Source organism: Acinetobacter sp. YWS30-1, assembly GCF_033558715.1.
Taxonomy (GTDB): domain Bacteria; phylum Pseudomonadota; class Gammaproteobacteria; order Pseudomonadales; family Moraxellaceae; genus Acinetobacter.
This window is the reverse complement of the sequence record NZ_CP114606.1, coordinates 2,146,139-2,163,941: the sequence shown is the minus strand read 5'-3', so window position 1 is coordinate 2,163,941 and position 17,803 is coordinate 2,146,139. Positions and strand designations below refer to the sequence as shown.

The window sequence follows — 17,803 nt, the reverse complement described above, 5'->3', positions numbered from 1 at the left end:
TACAAGCATCATGCTACAGAATAGAGGTTTTCTCAAGTCAAGAAGTTACGCTGATGCGTACATTCCTTAAAGCGCGTTTTTTTCTGCTTCCTGAATTTCAGCAACAGTTAACGCTGTCATATTCACTACGCGACGAGTCGTTGCAGTTGGTGTCAGGATATGAACAGGTTTCGCAGCACCAAGCAGGATAGGACCAATGGTCACGTTATTACCTGAAGTTGCTTTTAACAGGTTAAACGAAATATTGGCTGCATCCAGATTTGGCATGATCAGCAAGTTTGCAGAACCTTTGAAACGAGAGTTCGGGAATGCAAACTGACGGATATTTTCGTCCAGTGCTGCATCACCATGCATTTCACCTTCAACTTCAAGCTCAGGTGCAGTTTCAGAAAGGATTTCATATACACGGCGCATTTTTTGTGCGCTGGCATCGTGCTGGTCTGAACCGAAGCTAGAGTGAGAAAGTAGGGCAACACGTGGAGTAATACCGAAACGACGTACTTCTTCAGCAGCCAGAATCGTCATCTCAGCAAGCTGTTCAGCCGTTGGATTACGGTTGATGTAGGTATCCGCGATAAACAGGTTGCGCTCTTCAAGCATTAATGCGTTTAAGGTGAAGAAGGTATTATGGCCATCCTGTTTGCCGATGACATTGCTGACAAAGTCCAGATGGATGTCATAGCTTGAGTAAGTACCACATAACATACCGTCCGCCATGCCATGACGAACCAGCATCGCAGCGATCAGGGTAGAACGGCGACGCGCTTCACGGTGTGCATATTCAGGCGTTACACCTTTGCGTTGCATCAGGTTGTAATAGTCGTCTGCAAATTTTTCGTAATCTGGGTTCTTTTCCTGATCCACGATGGTGATGTTGACACCATCTTCAAGACGTAAGCCCAATTTCTTGATATTGGCTTCGATGACTGCTGGACGACCTACCAGAATCGGTTTTGCCAAGCCTTCATCCACTGCAATTTGTGCAGCACGAAGTACACGCAGGTCTTCACCTTCTGCATAAGCGATACGTTTAGGATCTGTTTTAGCTTGTGCAAAGATTGGTTTCATCATGAAGGCTGAGTTGTAAACAAACTCAGACAGACGTTGACGATATGCCGAGAAATCCTGAATTGGACGAGTTGCCACGCCAGAATCCATTGCAGCTTGAGCAACTGCAGGCGCAATTTCCAGAATCAGGCGTTGATCCAGTGGACCAGGAATCAGGTAATCACGGCCGAAAGAAGCTGATTTTTCACCATAAGATGCAGCATCTGCTTCTACATGTGCCATGCGTGCAATTGCATGTACGCAGGCAATTTTCATTTCTTCATTAATGGTGGTGGCACCAACGTCTAATGCACCACGGAAGATATAAGGGAAGCACAGTGCATTGTTTACCTGGTTCGGATAGTCAGAACGGCCAGTCGCCATGATGACGTCATCACGAACTTCGTGTGCATGTTCAGGTAGAATTTCTGGATCTGGGTTCGCCAAGGCAAAGATAATTGGATCTCTGGCCATCAGTTTCACCATTTCTTTGGTGAGAATACCGGCTGCAGAAAGACCCAGGAACATATCTGCACCTGCAATCACGTCACCGATCTGAGAGGCATCAATGTCTTGTACATATGCTTTTTTAGATTCGTCCAGACCTTCACGTTTAGTTGTCAATAAACCACGTGAGTCAGCAACGATGATATTTTCTTTTTTCGCGCCAAGGGCACAAAGCAAGTTCAAGCAAGACAGGGCAGCAGCGCCGGCACCTGAAGCAATGATCTTGATTTCATCAATTTTTTTGCCGTTTAATTGCAAAGCATTAAGAAGAGCAGAACCTACAATGATTGAAGTACCATGTTGGTCATCGTGGAACACAGGAATTTTCATGCGTTCACGAAGTTTCTGTTCAATGTAGAAACATTCTGGAGCCTTGATGTCTTCCAGGTTGATCCCGCCAAAAGTGGGTTCTAGAGAAGCGACAATATCAACAATCTTGTCTGGATCATTTTCAGCAATTTCGATATCGAATACATCAACACCCGCAAATTTTTTGAACAGTACGCCTTTACCTTCCATGACTGGTTTAGACGCCAGTGGGCCAATATTACCCAAACCAAGAACTGCTGTACCGTTACTGACCACTGCAACCAGGTTACCGCGTGCGGTATAAAGTGCAGCTGTTGAAGGATCACGTTCAATCTCAAGACATGGTGCGGCAACGCCAGGCGAGTAAGCAAGGGCTAAGTCACGTTGGTTGACCAATTGTTTGCTTGGTGTAACGCTGATTTTTCCTGGAGTAGGGAATTCGTGATAGTAAAGAGCCTGCTGCTTTAAAGATTGTTCGTCCATCTGTATCTCTATCGTTGTAAAGATTACCCAGAAAGCGGGTAAAAAATTGCATTTATGGCTCTGAATATAACATTTGTTAAGCACTTAGCCCAGTCAAAGTCGACCATTTTTGCGACAATATTATTCGAGGTAGATATAGACTTAGACTTGATATATATAAGTTTCAGCGACGCGATTCTGTTCTAAATACGCAGTTGCTTCCAGTTCAGGCAATGGCTTGGAGAAGAAGTAGCCTTGGGCAATATCACAATCTAAATCACGTAGATATTGCAGCTGTTCTTCAGTTTCAATACCTTCAGCGACGACAGTCATGCCCATGGCTTTACCCATCGCAACCATGGCGCTGACAATCGCTTCCTGTTTATGTTCGCCAATTTTAGAGACAAAACTGCGGTCAATTTTGAGAATGTCAATAGGAAAATCGGCAAGATAGGACAAAGAAGAATAACCGGTTCCGAAGTCATCCAGCGAGATATTAATCTGGCGCTGCTTGATCTGGTTCAGCAGATTTTTGACAGATTCAGAGTTTTCAATCAGTGAAGATTCAGTAATTTCCAATTCCAGACTGGTGCCAGAAATCTGGTTTTCGCTAATGGCCTGATCCAGATCATCGAGTAACTGACCACGACGCAGTTGCTGTGCCACGATATTCACAGAGACACAGATATTATGAAAGCCAAGATCATTCCATTCACGAATCTGTTTGGCAGTTTGCTGAATCACCAAACGGCCGATCTCGGAAATCAGGCTGGTCTGTTCGGCTAAAGGAATAAACAAGCTAGGTGGGATGATGCCTTTTTCTGGATGTTTCCAGCGCACTAAAGCTTCAAAGCCATAAATATGCTGGTCATTGAAATTAATTTTCGGTTGATAATAAACTACGAGTTCGCCATTTTGGATGGCTTTACGCAGATCGCGTTCAATGAAAATTCCTTGCTCTAGCAAAGCTGTATTTTCATTGGAGTAAAAATGGATAGTATTCCCGCCGAGATTTTTGGCTTCACTCAGCGCCTGTTCAGCACAGTTATTCAAATAATCTAGCTGACGACCATGATCCGGATAGAAGGCCACGCCCATCGATAGGGTAATCACATAATCTTGTCCAAAAATATGGAAAGGAGCCTGGAAGGCTTCAGCAATTCGTTGACAGTGTTCCTGTACAGACGGGCGAATATGCGAGATTTCATACAGAATCGCAAAATCGTCACCATTTAGATGGGCCACAAACAGGGCTTCAGCATTAGTCAGACGTAAGCGCTGTGCCACCTGACGCAACAGCTCATCACCACCATTATTAGACAGGTATTCATTCAATGGACGGAAACGGTCGATATTGAGTCGGATCACCGCCATTTTCTTGATGGAATCTTTTTGCGTCATCAGATATTGATGCAGCTGGTAGTTATAGTAAAAACGGTTCGGTAAATCAGTCAGTGTGTCGTAATTTTCCAGATAAGACAGGCGCTGTTCCTGTAATTTACGTTCAGTCAGATCAGAGACAATGCCGATATAGTGAGTGATACGGCCTTCATCATCGGTAATTGCATTGATATGTAACCAGAGTGGCATCTCTTTGCCAGACAGGAATTTCTCACTCAGTTCGCCATCAAAAGAACCGATTTTCACAACTTGTTTGATGATATTGGAATGAATGCTGCGCTGCTGTGACTTATGACTCGCAGTAATATCAAATAGATATTTACCCAAGATGTCATTACGTTCAAAACCGGACAAATTCTCGAAATAAGGATTCACTTCGATATAACGTAATTCATCATTTAAAATGAAGATTCCTTCAGCCGCCTGCTCAATTACACTTGCTGCCAGTTTCAAGCGTTCTTGAGAACTACGTTCCTGTTGAATATCTCGTAAAATTCCAACCATGCGTAAAGGACGGTGAGTTTCGGGATCGCGACTGATCACCCGGCCTACATCATGTACCCAGCTCCAGACTCCCGGCGCTTGCTGAATCCGGTAAGTTACTTCATAGCGCTCAGTTTTCCCACGCAGATGCTGTTTCATATTGCTTTTGAATGCAGCCAGATCATCGGGATGAATCATATGTTGTAACTGCAAATGATGCTCACTGGATTTCCGTTGTACCTTCTCATCTTTATGATTGGTCAGCAAAATACTGCGGTCTTTGATATTCCAGTCCCATGGACGGATACCGGCGATTTCATGAGTCAGTTCAAGGTTTTGCTGCTGGTTTTTCAGATCAATATTAATCTGTTCAATATCATAAGTACGTTCACGAACTTTCTGCTCTAGTAGTTGATTGCTGAGTTGTAGCTCCAGTTCGATATCTTTTGATTTATTGACTTCCGTTTGTAGCTGTTTGCACAGTTCATCCGTCCAGGCGACCTGTTGTTCGGCATTATTCACCAGCAATTCATTTTCTGCATAAAGGCGGGAAGTACGGGTATGAATACGATAGGTACTATTGGCACAGAGCAGGATCACAATGACTGCAAAATTTAAGGCTAGACCAAAGACTGGATTGGCACCTGAGATATGAAAAAATTGAAAGAGTAAAAAGGGTACCAATGAAGGCAAAAATACCAGTGAAAAATAACTGAGCTTCTGGGTTAAATAAGTCAGACCGAAAGCTTGGGTCACGATTAACAGCAAGGCTGATAGAGTCAGTGCTTCTATTTCATCAAAATTGGTATTGGCCTGCGGCAAGTAATAATAAATCAGGGAAATACCGGAAGCGATACAGCAACCTACCGCAAGGCTCTGAATTTGTAACCAGTAATGCGCATTTTTTAGTTGATATTGTTCAGGCTTAAAATACAGGGTATTGATGAGCCAGCACATGCTGACGGTAATTTCAGTCAGGATAAACCAGAGATTAAAGTAACTATTCGATAAGCTATATTGAATGTGATAAACACAGAAAATATAGAGGCAAATAATCATGATACTTAACAGAAAATATCGGCTATGTCGAAGCGTGTTCGCAATCTGAGCACGATGCAAGTGCTCTTTGATATAAGCCTCTTGATTATCAATCATATAATTAAGTGCCTTGTATTCGTCCTGAACGGTTTTTATCCTAGATTTTAATTTTTATTCAAGCCTGAATGATTCTTAAATCAATCAATATGTGTTTCATTATTATTGACTCAAGAGTAGAGTGCTTATAAATAAAAATCAATAAAATTAATAACTAAATTTTACAATTTTGACCGCTTAAATAGTGTAATTCAAAATTGAGAGAGCAACGACAGGAGCAGTTTCGGTACGCAGGACACGTTCACCAATACACCAATTGACAAAGCCTTGCGTATTCGCCGCTAGGATTTCAGCTTCACTCAAGCCACCTTCAGGGCCAATCAGCAAGGCAATATCCAGCGTGGCATTCGCCAGAACATCAATTTCTTCTTTGTTTGGCGCTAGCACCAGTTTGGTATGAGGAAGATCGGTTTCCAGCCATTTTTCAAGTGACATTGGCGCTAAAATTTTAGGAACAATATTCATTCCACACTGTTCGCAAGCGGCAATCGCCACACCTTGCCAATGATCCAGTTTTTTCTGGTCGCGGTCGTATTTCAGGCGCATCTCACAGCGTTCAGAGGTTAGAAGTTGAATTTCAGATACACCCAGTTCGACCGCTTTCTGGATCGCATAATCCATGCGGTCACCTTTACTCATGACCTGGCCAAGCAAGGCTTTAAATTTGGGTGTGCGATCCGTAGGGTTGTAACTATTGACCTGTACAGCAGCCGACTTTTTGGAAACTTCAACCAGTTCAACTTCATATTCACCACCTTGTCCATTAAACAGGGTGGCTTTTTCGCCGACTTGAGCACGTAAAACTTTAACCCAATGATGAAACACTGTTTCAGTCAGTTCTACAGTGGTATCTACTGCTAAATCAGCTTCAATAAAAAAACGTGGCATTAAAGTTTTACTCTCAAATCAGGTATTTTACTTATGCAAGACCGAGGTCTTTAACAAGTTGACGGGTTGGATCAGTGGTATTCATGGTGTAGAAATGCAGGCTCGGTGCACCGCCAGCAATCAGGCGTTCGCAGAATTTTACGACGACTTCATGACCAAAGGCTTTAATGCTTGCAGTGTCATCCCCATAAGTTGCCAGTTGCTTGCGAATCCAGCGTGGAATTTCTGCGCCTGTACCATCTGCGAAGCGAATCAGGTTGCTGGCATTGGTAATCGGCATGATGCCTGGCGCTACTGGAATATCAATGCCTGCTTTCTGGATACGGTCTACAAAGTAGAAGTATGCATCCGGGTTAAAGAAGAACTGGGTCAATGCCGCATTGGCACCAGCATTTACTTTATCCACAAAGTGCTGAATGTCTTTATCAAAGCTGTCTGCTTGTGGATGCATTTCAGGATAAGCGGCAACTTCAATATGGAAGTGGTCACCTGAATGTTCACGGATAAAGCGAACCAGATCCTGTGCATATGGCAGTTCACCCAGGCCCACCTGACCAGATGGCAAGTCACCACGCAGCGCGACAATACGGTTAATTCCTTGTGCCTTATACAAATCAAGCAGTTCAGCGATACGTGCCTTGTCATCACCGATACAAGACAGGTGAGGGGCAACGGGTGTACCTTTACCATTAAAGTCATTGATCGTAGATAAAGTACGTTCGCGTGTTGAACCACCCGCGCCATACGTCACAGAAAAGAATTCTGGGTTCAGCAGTTGTAGTTCTTGATGTACGGTTTTGAGCTTTTCCGCACCCGCATCGGTTTTGGTCGGGAAAAACTCAAAAGAAATTGGAATCTGTTTAGACATGTTCAAATCCTTTTTATAAATACTTTTTACTTATCACCCTCTCCCTGACCTCTCCCAAAGGGAGAAGGGACTACCATTGTGATAGTTAAAGTCTTTAAAGACTTACCCTATAACAATTTTCACAATGGAAATCTCCCTCTCCTTATAGGAGAGGGCCGGGGTGAGGTGGAAATCAAAAATTAGTATTTATAAGCATCAGACTTGAATGGACCTTCAACAGGTACACCTAGGTAATCTGCCTGTTCTGGAGTCAATTGAGTCAGAACACCACCGAAACCGGCAACCATTGCAGCAGCAACTTCTTCGTCTAATTTCTTAGGAAGCAGTTCTACACGAATCGCTGCTTGTTTTTGATCTTCAGGAAGATCCGCAAATTTCTCAGCGAACAGGTGCATTTGACCCAATACTTGGTTCGCGAATGAACCGTCCATCACACGTGATGGGTGACCAGTTGCATTACCCAGGTTTACCAGACGACCTTCAGAAAGCAGGATCAGGTAATCATTTTCATTTTCTGAACGATATACTTGGTGTACTTGAGGTTTCACTTCAACCCATTTATAACTACGTAGGTAGTTGGTATCGATTTCAGTGTCGAAGTGACCGATGTTACATACCACAGCACCTGCTTTTAATGTATCAAGCATTGCAGCGTCACATACGTGGTAGTTACCAGTGGTAGTCACGATCAGGTCGGTATTTTGAAGAAGATCAACGTTCACATCTTCTTTTTTGCCAGTTTGAACGCCGTTTTTGTATGGAGAAACCACTTCATAACCGTCCATGCATGCTTGCATCGCACAGATTGGATCGATTTCAGATACACGTACGATCATGCCTTCTTGACGAAGAGACTGAGCAGAACCTTTACCTACGTCACCATAGCCGATCACTAACGCACGACGGCCAGAAAGCAGCATGTCAGTTGCACGTTTGATCGCATCATTTAGAGAGTGACGGCAACCGTATTTGTTGTCGTTTTTAGACTTGGTTACTGAATCGTTGACGTTAATCGCTGGAACTTTCAGAGAGCCATCTTTCCACATTTCCAGAAGACGCGCTACACCTGTAGTTGTTTCTTCAGTAATCCCGTGGATTTTTGCAATCAGTTCAGGATATTTTTCGTGAACAACAGCAGTTAAGTCACCGCCATCATCCAGAATCATGTTGGCATCCCAAGGTTTGCCGTTCACATTGATCTGTTGTTCAAGACACCACATGTATTCTTCTTCTGTTTCGCCTTTCCAAGCAAATACAGGAATACCACGAGCAGCGATTGCAGCAGCAGCGTGGTCTTGAGTAGAGAAGATGTTACAAGAAGTCCAGCGAACTTCAGCGCCTAATTCAACCAGAGTTTCAATTAAAACTGCAGTTTGAATAGTCATGTGGATACAGCCAAGGATTTTGGCACCAGCAAGCGGTTTGGCAGCTGAGTAGCGCTTACGCAGACCCATGAGGGCTGGCATTTCAGCTTCTGCAAGTTTGATTTCTTTACGGCCGTAGTCAGCTAGAGAAATATCGGCAACTTTATAATCTGTAAATGAAGCATTAACCGCGTTCATCACGATCTCCTTATAAAAAACAATAATTGATCATTCAGTTCGCGGATGCCGTTGTTGGTCCGTCTAGAAAAAGTTGGACCGATCGTCGAGCCTGGCGCTTTTACATTTCGTACCTGTAAAACGTCGCAGCATCCCTCGACTAGCGGGGTATTGTACTTGGAAATTAATTTGGTTCCAATCCGAAATTGTTTAATATCTGACTAATAAGAAAATTTTGAAAAATATCCTGATATTTGAAAACTGAAATAAAGTTTTATTCTCGTAAAAAAGCCCATCATCTGACGTAATGCCAGTCAGTTAAGAGATTGACTGGCTTTTTCTTGGGTATTTTTGAGGTTTTCCTTTTACAACCCTTGGATAACTCCTCACTCTTCTCTCAGGTATAACATACCGATTAGATTTCTCCATTAAACTTTCCAGATGTTTGGGGAGATTACCTGCAGAAGCCAAAGAGTCGAATCTGAGTAAATTAAGAAGGGCAATAGATGCAATATGAAAACTGATTCTCAAAGGACTTACTTTAGCTCGTTGAGCCATATGTTTCATTTGTCGTCTCAGAACATTATAGGCAATCAAGACACCCCATAATTCTTGATAAATTAAGTCTGGTTGCTTGCTTCTTAAGAGCTTACCTTTCTGCAAATTGCTTTTAATTTCTCGGTAACACATTTCAATTTCCCAACGCTGAGCATATAACTTTGCCAAGGCTATAAGTGGGTATGTCTTTGAATCTAATAATGAAGTAATGTAACGTCTGATTTTTCCTGCCTGCTCAACTTCAATCAAACGTGCCTCCCAATAATCCCCTAACGTTGGGTTAAGCTTCTTGGCTCTAGGTGATATTGGCATCCTGATATGAAAATCATGTGGGGAATTCCGTTTAATAATTTCATAACGTAAATTATCTTTTGCTCGCATCAGCCAATGACTTGATTCTGCACGTGTTTGCCACCCTATTAGAAAATCAGCAGAGAAATAAGCTCGATCAAATAATGTAATACTTTGTGCTGGAGGAGATAATTGATTTGCTAATGTGAGTTCACCCTGATCCATACTGCCTATTTGGGCATCTATGATTTCATGGGTATTGGTATTGACTAGGCACGTGGCTCTCACTTGTGGGTAAGGTGCTACAGCAGTTTTACCTTTAGATGAGCCAAAATGATTAAAGTTCTCTTCGGTCAGCGGCATAGACCAAACCACCCCATCAACAGCACATATGCTAAGTCCTTGAAAGTTTGAATATTGTTGCTGTGTTTCATCAAACCATGCTTGGCTGAGCAGAGAGAATAAGGTACTTAAAGGCTCTTGTCCTAAACGTTGTCGTGCTTGGACTGCTGCACTAGGAACACAATATTCTGTTGTACCAAACACGAGGTTTAATTGCTCTACAACATAGCTGATGGGTTGATTTCGAAACAAGGCAAGCCCAATAACAAGCCAAACCACATGCTCAGCAGGTAATTTTCTCCTTCTGATTGATGCCTTACCTGTTTGATGCAGGCTTGTTTCAATCCAATTTAAATCAATAAGTTCACAAAAATGGTTGAGTGATGGGAGAGAATGTTCAAGAGTGGATTCTAAATGTTCAGATAAAGACATAAAAAAATGAGCGTATTTACATACACTCATTTTTACTACATTTTACTAAAATTTGCTTAACTGACTGGCATTACATCATCTGACGGGCTTTTTATTTATTCTATGTCCTGCTCAATTTCATCTGCTTTCTTAGTCCAGTAATCTGCCTGTAGGTCATCAGCGACCACACCAAGACCATTGGCATAAATAAAGGCAAGATCACGCATGGCTTGAACTTCGCCCCATTCAGCTGCTTGCTTTACAAGAGCAATGGATTTTTCGACATCTTTTTCGACCACATCACCACGTCGGTAAAAGCCAGCTAGCTCTAAAGTTGCCGCAGGGTGTTTTTCGAAATTGGCTTTACTCAACCAGTAATAGGCTAACTCAAAGTGAGCTTTAGAATCTTCAGGGTCTTCCTCAGCGATTTCTTTGGCATAAACCGTATAACCCTCACCGAGCCAGTACATGGCTTCAACCCAGCCGCCATTGGCTGCTTTCAATGCCCATTCTTCAGCCAGCATGATGTCTTCGTCATGCTCGCTTTGCATATAGAGTTCGGCAAGCTCAAATTGGGCTTCGGCATTGCCTGCCAGTGCGCGGTTTGCCAGCGTGGCAGGGGGAGAAACACGCTCAGTCATGTCAGTATCTCAAATATCTTTGTATCTAGATTAAAAGGTTCAAAATAAAAAAGCCAATCCGAAAACTGGCTTTTGTATAAAAGTCGACTGATAGAGCTTAAAACACGCAAACTAAGCTATTTGTTTAGAGGAATAACAATAAAACGAATAGAAAGAGAACAAGAATAAATTTAAATATTTTTCAATGATTCAGAAAGCAAAACAGCGGCCCGAAAGCCGCTGTTGATATACGATTAATGAGATAAGAATTTAGTCTTGCTGGATTCCTGCAACCACCCAATCTTGTTGAGAACCGGCAGGTTTGACAAAGTGCCAGATTTCAGCAAACGGTTGAGGTTGGCTATTCAAGTCTTCACTTACAGTACCAGTGAAGCGTACGCTTACTACGTATTGACCATTCTCATTCGATGAATCCACAACCATTGCATTCAGGTTAGAGAACTCAGCTACGTCCTGATCCTGATTTGCCATAATATCGTTATACATCGACTGGTAAAGATCAGGGGTCAGGTAACGTTTAATTTCTGAAATGTTGCTCGCCGTATTCATTGACTGAATGTGGTTGAAGCGCTGACGTGCAACACGTAAGAAAGTCGCAGGTTCTGTACCATCTGGAAGCTGGTTGCCGCTATTGGTATAGGCTGCACCAAATGGCGCATTATTTACCGGAGCTGAACCAAACGGAGCATTTGTGCTTGGCGTGCTACCACCCACGTTCTGACCAAAAATATTGGTATTGTCACCACCGCGAGGAGGTGTCTGACCAAATGGTGCTGAATGACCAGCACCACTATTTGGAGCGTATGGATTAGAAGCTACTTTTTTTTTTGCGCCCATCTTACGGAAAATGAAGAAGGCAACAGCGGCAGCAAGCAAGATCCAGATCCAGCCAGGAATACCACCTTTTTCCTCTTGTTGCTGTTGAGCTGCTTGAGCTTCAGAAGCCGCTTGTACTTCTTTGTCATCAGCCAGCGCATTGGCAGCAACCGCACCCACGGCAGCACCTGCTACACCGGCAGCAACCATACTACCTACACCTGGGCCAGATCTTTGCTGAGTTGCAGCACCAGCGGCTGGAGCCTGTTGTGCTGGCGCAGCTTGACGAGGTTGTTGATAAGATTGAGTAGGCGCAGCAGAACGTTGCATACCATGGCTTTTACCGCCACCGGCACGTTTTGCTTCAGCAGTTAAAGGAGCAACCAGTAATGCTGCTGTTAAAAGACCTGCAATCAAACCACGCTGTCGAACTTCCATTCAATTTTCCTATGTGAAAAAAACTTATTTGAATACTCTATTTATATAGGCTTTATAGGGGATTTCAATCAAAAATGTGTATTTTTTTAGGCTTTTCGCAAGATTTATCGATTAAAACTAGCTGAGTTCATCACTTAGGCTCATTGCTTCACTCAGAGCCTCATGCAATCGGGCTACAGCAATGACCTGCACGCCGGGAATCGGTTTTTGCGGTGCATTGGCACGCGGCAAAATAATATATTTAAAACCGTGTTTAACGGCTTCCTTCAGACGCTCCTGACCATTCGGCACCGGACGAATTTCGCCAGAAAGACCAACTTCACCAAAAACAGCGAGTTGCTGAGGCAAGGCTTTAGTCCGGATACTGGATGCACAGGCTAAAAGTACAGCCAAGTCAGAACCGGTTTCAGTAATCTTTAAACCACCGACGATATTGACATAGACATCCTGACCAGATGTTTGAACACCACCATGACGATGCATCACGGCGAGCAGCATATTCAGACGATTCTGCTCTAACCCCAAGGCTACACGGCGTGGCTGGCCATGGGCATCATCGACCAAAGCCTGAACTTCAACCAAAAGTGGGCGAGTCCCTTCACGGCTGATCATGACGATGGAACCTGGAATCGCTTCATCATAACGACTGAGGAAAATGGCAGATGGATTGGCAACTTCACGCAGACCTTTATCGGTCATGCCAAATACACCGAGCTCATTGACTGCACCAAAACGGTTTTTGACTGCGCGGATCATACGGTAACGAGAATCCGACTGGCCTTCAAAATACAGCACACAGTCCACCATATGTTCCAGTACACGCGGACCTGCTAAGGCACCTTCTTTGGTCACATGACCGACAATAAACAGGGCAGTGCCGCTATTTTTGGCAAAACGGGTCAATAGGGCGGCAGACTCACGGATCTGTGAGACTCCACCTGGCGCAGACTGCAAGGTTTCGGTATATAAAGTCTGAATCGAGTCCAGAATCGCAACAGCAGGACGTTCCTGTGCAAGCACCTCGCAAATGCGTTCCACACAGGTTTCTGCCATGACTTTTAACTGGTCGGTTGGTAAATCCAGACGCTGGGCGCGTAATGCCACCTGAGATAAAGATTCTTCACCTGTCACATACAGGGCAGAGCTATTGCCTGCTGCCATATGGGTTGCGGTTTGCAATAGGATAGTTGACTTACCAATCCCCGGGTCACCACCAATTAGCACCACGGAACCTGTGACCAGACCACCGCCTAAGACTCGGTCAAATTCGCCAATCCCGGTTTGCAGACGGGTTTCATGTGAAACGGAGACTTTGTTTAAGGTGGTAATCGCTGCTGCCTGACCGGCATAGCCCCCAATTTTTGGCTGAGCACGATGTGTCGTTGCAGGCGCAATACTGACTTCTACCAGACTGTTCCATTCCCCACATTCAGAACACTGACCCGCCCATTTGGGATGGTCAACTCCACATTGTTCACAACGATACACACTTTTTGCTTTAGCCATAATTTCCGAAAATAAATATTGGGAATGGGGGGGCTACAGCATAGCGGTGAATGAGACTGAAAACCAAGACCTTTCGCTGAAAAAGTCAGTGATTTACGTCAACATATGACGCTTATGGATGCACCTTTCTACATGAAAGTAAAATACCTTCTATAATGAGAAAATTCATCACGGGTACAGGAAACCTGACATGCCACAACTTTTAAAACATATCGATGCGATCGCACGTGAAAAAGACCGTGATGTATTATTTGTACATTTTGAAAATTACGAACATGAAAATGCAGATGCTGAGTCCTATCATTTACGTCAGAACCTGATGGAATGGCTAGAGCAACGCCAAATTAATTTTGCACCCTGTATGGGCATAGAACAGCCTGGCGTAATTGAAAGTTATTCAGGTGATCTTTATATCGATGTACCATTTGATGAAGCCCATCCAATTTACCAAATGGTTAGTGAACATCTTGAAGATGCCGAAGGGGAAATGAAGATTCCGGGAGTGCTGTTCTTTGTATTATCTCTAGAAACTGCGCTGGAAATTGAAGCCGATCGTGAAGAATTCTTAAATCTAAATCAAGCCCATGATGATGACGATGAATTTTCTGGCCGTGTGAACTGATATTTTTAGCAAACTTAAATAATAAAAAAGCCACTAAGAAAGTGGCTTTTTTATTAAGGGTTTTAAATTTTATTAATACAATTCACCTGATTTACGGCGAGCAATAAAATCTTTGGATTCTTTCACGATCACTCCAGACAGTAGTAACAGGCCGATCAAGTTTGGAATCGCCATCAAACCGTTGAAGGTATCTGCAAACAGCCAGACCAGATCTAGTGTCGCTACACAGCCAATAAATACTGACAGGATATAGATGATGCGATAAGGGAATACAAATTTCTCACCGAGCAGATAGGTGGCACATTTTTCGCCGTAGTAGCTCCAGCCTAAAATGGTGGAATAGGCGAAGAAGATAATGCCGAAGGTCACAATCCAGCCACCAACACCTGGCAGCAGTTTGTTAAATGTAGAAACGGTCAGAACAGCACCGGTTTGTCCACCAAAATCACTGCCGGCCATGATGAAGCCCATTACCAGGACAATACCGGTAATCGAACAGACAATAATCGTGTCAATAAAAGTTCCGGTCATGGAAACCAGACCTTGACGGGCAGGATGATCGGTTTTTGCAGCAGCAGCGGCAATCGGTGCCGAACCCATACCAGCTTCATTCGAGAAGACACCACGCGCGACACCATAACGAATCGCCGCACCAATCGCACCACCTACGGCAGCTTCACCAGTAAAGGCATAGGTGAAAATCATTTTCAGTGCAGGGCCCACTAAATCGAGATGGGTGAAAATAATGATCAGACCGCCCGCCACATAACCAATCGCCATAATTGGAACGATGAAGGAAGCAGCTCTAGAAATCCACTTAATCCCGCCTAGAATTACCAGTGCAGAAAACGCAGTGATCACGATACCTGTAACCCAGGTTTCCAGACCGAAACCATTTTCTACTGCAAGTGCAACAGTGTTGGACTGAACTGAACTACCAATTCCGAAAGATGCGACAGCACCAAAGAACGCAAAGATCAGCGCCAGCCATTTCCATTTCAGGCCACGCTCAATGTAATACATTGGACCGCCAGACATTTCACCGCGTTCATTTTTAACCCGGTATTTGACGGCCAGTACACCTTCGCCATATTTGGTTGCCATTCCGAACAGGGCAGTCATCCACATCCAGAATACGGCCCCAGGACCACCCAGTACACAGGCAGTTGCCACACCGGCAATATTACCGGTACCGATGGTAGCTGACAGTGCGGTCATCAGTGAGCCAAACTGGGAAATATCGCCTTCATGCGAAGGGTGTTTGCCAAAAACCTGTTTAAAGGCCAGTGGCAACATGCGGAACTGCCAGAACAGCAGGCGGAAGGTCAGGAATATACCGGTACCGACAATGAGGACCAGCATATATGGGCCCCAGACCCAGCCACTGACGGTTTCCATGATGCTTTGTAAATTTTGCATAAATTTCTTCTTATTTATCCGTGTCAGCTTTATTTGAGATGTTGATTGAAAAGCAATTGCTATGCCATGCGCGCTCATCCTAAACGCAAATATTGGCGGATTTGTATTCTATTTTTTACATAGTTTCAGCGCTTTGACAAGAAAAATCCTGTATTCATTGCGCCTTAAAACTAAGACTAAAGATAAATGAATATTGATATAAGAAAAATAAATTAACTTGCAAGATTAGTTGGAAAATACAAATGATGCGAATTTTCTTTTTGTATTCCATGTTTTTTACGTTAATTTGTCGCGATTAAAACTCAAAGTTGAAATGAAATAATGTCAGAAAAATATAGTCACTCATCATCGGAAGATGGTGAGCTACAGCGTAGTTTATCCAACCGGCACCTGCAGTTAATTGCCATTGGGGGTGCGATTGGCACCGGCCTGTTTATGGGTTCAGGTAAAACCATTAGCCTGGCAGGACCATCCATTCTGGTGATTTATATGATCATCGGTTTTATGGTGTTTCTGGTCATGCGCGCATTGGGTGAGTTACTGTTATCCAATCTGCAATATAAATCTTTCATCGATTTTGCCACCGATCTGATCGGGCCATGGGCAGGTTATTTTGTCGGCTGGACCTACTGGTTATGCTGGATCACGATTGGTATCGCGGATCTGTCAGCCATTATCTATTACCTGCAATTCTTTAATAACGGCCTGCCATTTACTCCGGGCGAAGGCGTGCTGATCAGTATTGCCTCTATTGTCTTCATTATGGGCTTGAACCTGGCAACCGTGAAACTGTTTGGTGAAATGGAATTCTGGTTTGCTTTGATCAAGATTATCGCCATTATTGTTTTGATTGGTGTGGGTCTGTGGATGATCTTTACTGGCTTTACTAATGATGCAGGTACGGTCGCTTCATTTGCCCATATCTGGGATCATGGCGGTTTATTCCCGACAGGAACTATGGGTTTCCTGGCTGGTTTCCAGATTGCGATTTTCGCCTTTGTAGGTGTAGAGCTGGTTGGTACTACGGCTGCTGAAACCAAAGATCCAGAGCGTAACTTGCCGAAAGCGGTGAACTCGATTCCGATCCGTATTATTATTTTCTATGTGCTGGCTCTGATCATTGTGATGTCAGTAACACCATGGGATCAGATCAATCCAAATGTTTCTCCGTTTGTGAATCTGTTCAGTCAGGCAGGTATTGCGGCGGCTGCAATCATCATGAACCTGGTAGTGCTGTCATCAGTAATGTCATCGATGAATAGTGGAGTGTTCTCAACCAGCCGTATGTTGTTCGGTTTATCTCGTGAAGAACAGGCACCGAAAGCCTTTGGTCGTTTGAATTCGCGCGCCGTTCCAGCGAATGCTTTGTATTTCTCTGCGATCTGTTTATTGCTCGGTGCAGCATTACAGTACTTCGTGCCGAATACGGTTGAAGCATTTACTTTGGCAACAACTTTGTCGACTATTCTGTTTATCTGTGTATGGCTGATCATTATCTGGAGCTACATGATCTATTACCGTACCCGTCCGGAATTGCATGCTAAATCCATATTCAAGCTGCCTGGTGGATTGGTGACTTGCTGGATCGTGATTATTTTCTTTGTCGGCATGATTGGTGTGTTGTCGCTGGAAGATGATACCCGTCGTGCCTTGATGGTCAGCCCGGTGTGGTTCATTTTGCTGATTATTGGATATTTAGGCTTATATAAACAGAAACATAAATAATCCATATCAATAAAAACGTCAGCGATCTGCTGGCGTTTTTTTATGTCTGAATATACTCTCTAGCGTTTAGCGCTTTGGTCATACGGATGATCGCGTTATACTTCATCGAAAATACTCATATAGGTGGTCAGATGCGTCAGGTCATTTGCTACATCAGTTTAATTACAGTCGGTTTTGCCTTGGTCGGTTGTGGTCAGTCGGGAGCTTTACATCTTCCAAATGATCCAAACTACGATAAACGTGCCAAGTATTTACTCTATAAAAATACTGAATCTGCACCGCAAGTATCAGATGAACAACAGGATGCGCCGGTCAAGCAGCAATTTGAAGCGCCCGCTGAATCCGATTCAACACCATCTCCTTAAGACTTTCA

The 17,803-nt window shown here is 43.7% G+C and carries 13 protein-coding genes; 3 read left to right on the top strand and 10 right to left on the bottom strand.

The window, feature by feature from the left end; all coding sequences use genetic code 11:
* Window positions 1-66 precede the first annotated feature (66 nt).
* The 9 genes from O4M77_RS10135 to radA all read right to left on the bottom strand — a co-directional run bounded on the left by O4M77_RS10135 (window position 67) and on the right by radA (window position 13,664).
* Window positions 67-2,346 (bottom strand): NADP-dependent malic enzyme, encoded by a 2,280-nt coding sequence (locus tag O4M77_RS10135; RefSeq protein WP_323713438.1) that lies wholly within the window; start codon window positions 2,344-2,346, stop codon window positions 67-69.
* A gap of 141 nt (window positions 2,347-2,487) precedes the next feature.
* Entirely contained in the window at window positions 2,488-5,364 is a 2,877-nt protein-coding gene (locus O4M77_RS10130) for a putative bifunctional diguanylate cyclase/phosphodiesterase (protein WP_323713437.1), read from the bottom strand.
* Between the two features lie 177 nt (window positions 5,365-5,541).
* Window positions 5,542-6,252, bottom strand: coding sequence for a 16S rRNA (uracil(1498)-N(3))-methyltransferase (locus O4M77_RS10125; protein ID WP_005236749.1), 711 nt, complete (start codon window positions 6,250-6,252; stop codon window positions 5,542-5,544).
* 31 nt (window positions 6,253-6,283) lie between these two features.
* Entirely contained in the window at window positions 6,284-7,120 is an 837-nt protein-coding gene (gene metF, locus O4M77_RS10120; protein ID WP_166137759.1) for a methylenetetrahydrofolate reductase [NAD(P)H], read from the bottom strand.
* 179 nt (window positions 7,121-7,299) lie between these two features.
* On the bottom strand, window positions 7,300-8,682 hold the full coding sequence (gene ahcY, locus O4M77_RS10115; RefSeq protein WP_180002089.1) for an adenosylhomocysteinase: 1,383 nt from the start codon (window positions 8,680-8,682) through the stop codon (window positions 7,300-7,302).
* A 297-nt stretch (window positions 8,683-8,979) separates the two neighbouring features.
* Window positions 8,980-10,284, bottom strand: a complete 1,305-nt coding sequence (locus O4M77_RS10110; protein ID WP_159124594.1) for an IS4 family transposase — start codon at window positions 10,282-10,284, stop codon at window positions 8,980-8,982.
* A gap of 95 nt (window positions 10,285-10,379) precedes the next feature.
* Window positions 10,380-10,904 (bottom strand): tetratricopeptide repeat protein, encoded by a 525-nt coding sequence (locus O4M77_RS10105; protein WP_180069112.1) that lies wholly within the window; start codon window positions 10,902-10,904, stop codon window positions 10,380-10,382.
* A 249-nt stretch (window positions 10,905-11,153) separates the two neighbouring features.
* Entirely contained in the window at window positions 11,154-12,158 is a 1,005-nt protein-coding gene (locus O4M77_RS10100) for a Tim44 domain-containing protein (protein ID WP_166137751.1), read from the bottom strand.
* Window positions 12,159-12,275: 117 nt separating this feature from the next.
* Window positions 12,276-13,664, bottom strand: a complete 1,389-nt coding sequence (gene radA / locus O4M77_RS10095; RefSeq protein ID WP_323713436.1) for a DNA repair protein RadA — start codon at window positions 13,662-13,664, stop codon at window positions 12,276-12,278.
* 190 nt (window positions 13,665-13,854) lie between these two features.
* On the opposite strand from radA, the gene O4M77_RS10090 reads away from it, so the two are divergent.
* On the top strand, window positions 13,855-14,286 hold the full coding sequence (locus O4M77_RS10090; protein ID WP_180017000.1) for a hypothetical protein: 432 nt from the start codon (window positions 13,855-13,857) through the stop codon (window positions 14,284-14,286).
* Window positions 14,287-14,358: 72 nt separating this feature from the next.
* Here O4M77_RS10090 and O4M77_RS10085 read toward each other — a convergent pair whose 3' ends face one another.
* A complete protein-coding gene (locus O4M77_RS10085; protein ID WP_034701324.1) occupies window positions 14,359-15,705 on the bottom strand; it encodes an alanine/glycine:cation symporter family protein in 1,347 nt (448 codons plus the stop codon).
* 321 nt (window positions 15,706-16,026) lie between these two features.
* Here O4M77_RS10085 and O4M77_RS10080 point away from each other — a divergent pair, with 321 nt between their 5' ends.
* Together O4M77_RS10080 and lptM are read left to right on the top strand one after the other, a co-directional pair.
* A complete protein-coding gene (locus O4M77_RS10080) occupies window positions 16,027-17,430 on the top strand; it encodes an amino acid permease (RefSeq protein WP_159124419.1) in 1,404 nt (467 codons plus the stop codon).
* Window positions 17,431-17,561: 131 nt separating this feature from the next.
* Window positions 17,562-17,795 (top strand): LPS translocon maturation chaperone LptM, encoded by a 234-nt coding sequence (gene lptM / locus O4M77_RS10075; protein WP_005236736.1) that lies wholly within the window; start codon window positions 17,562-17,564, stop codon window positions 17,793-17,795.
* The last annotated feature ends 8 nt before the right edge of the window (window positions 17,796-17,803 follow it).

Coding starts and splice junctions, on each gene's coding strand:
- radA (WP_323713436.1), bottom strand. CDS start 13,664: ATGGCTAAAGCAAAAAGTGTGTATCGTTGTGAACAATGTGGAGTTGAC.
- metF (WP_166137759.1), bottom strand. CDS start 7,120: ATGTCTAAACAGATTCCAATTTCTTTTGAGTTTTTCCCGACCAAAACC.
- O4M77_RS10105 (WP_180069112.1), bottom strand. CDS start 10,904: ATGACTGAGCGTGTTTCTCCCCCTGCCACGCTGGCAAACCGCGCACTG.
- O4M77_RS10085 (WP_034701324.1), bottom strand. CDS start 15,705: ATGCAAAATTTACAAAGCATCATGGAAACCGTCAGTGGCTGGGTCTGG.
- O4M77_RS10110 (WP_159124594.1), bottom strand. CDS start 10,284: ATGTCTTTATCTGAACATTTAGAATCCACTCTTGAACATTCTCTCCCA.
- ahcY (WP_180002089.1), bottom strand. CDS start 8,682: ATGAACGCGGTTAATGCTTCATTTACAGATTATAAAGTTGCCGATATT.
- O4M77_RS10090 (WP_180017000.1), top strand. CDS start 13,855: ATGCCACAACTTTTAAAACATATCGATGCGATCGCACGTGAAAAAGAC.
- O4M77_RS10100 (WP_166137751.1), bottom strand. CDS start 12,158: ATGGAAGTTCGACAGCGTGGTTTGATTGCAGGTCTTTTAACAGCAGCA.
- O4M77_RS10080 (WP_159124419.1), top strand. CDS start 16,027: ATGTCAGAAAAATATAGTCACTCATCATCGGAAGATGGTGAGCTACAG.
- O4M77_RS10130 (WP_323713437.1), bottom strand. CDS start 5,364: ATGATTGATAATCAAGAGGCTTATATCAAAGAGCACTTGCATCGTGCT.
- O4M77_RS10125 (WP_005236749.1), bottom strand. CDS start 6,252: ATGCCACGTTTTTTTATTGAAGCTGATTTAGCAGTAGATACCACTGTA.
- lptM (WP_005236736.1), top strand. CDS start 17,562: ATGCGTCAGGTCATTTGCTACATCAGTTTAATTACAGTCGGTTTTGCC.
- O4M77_RS10135 (WP_323713438.1), bottom strand. CDS start 2,346: ATGGACGAACAATCTTTAAAGCAGCAGGCTCTTTACTATCACGAATTC.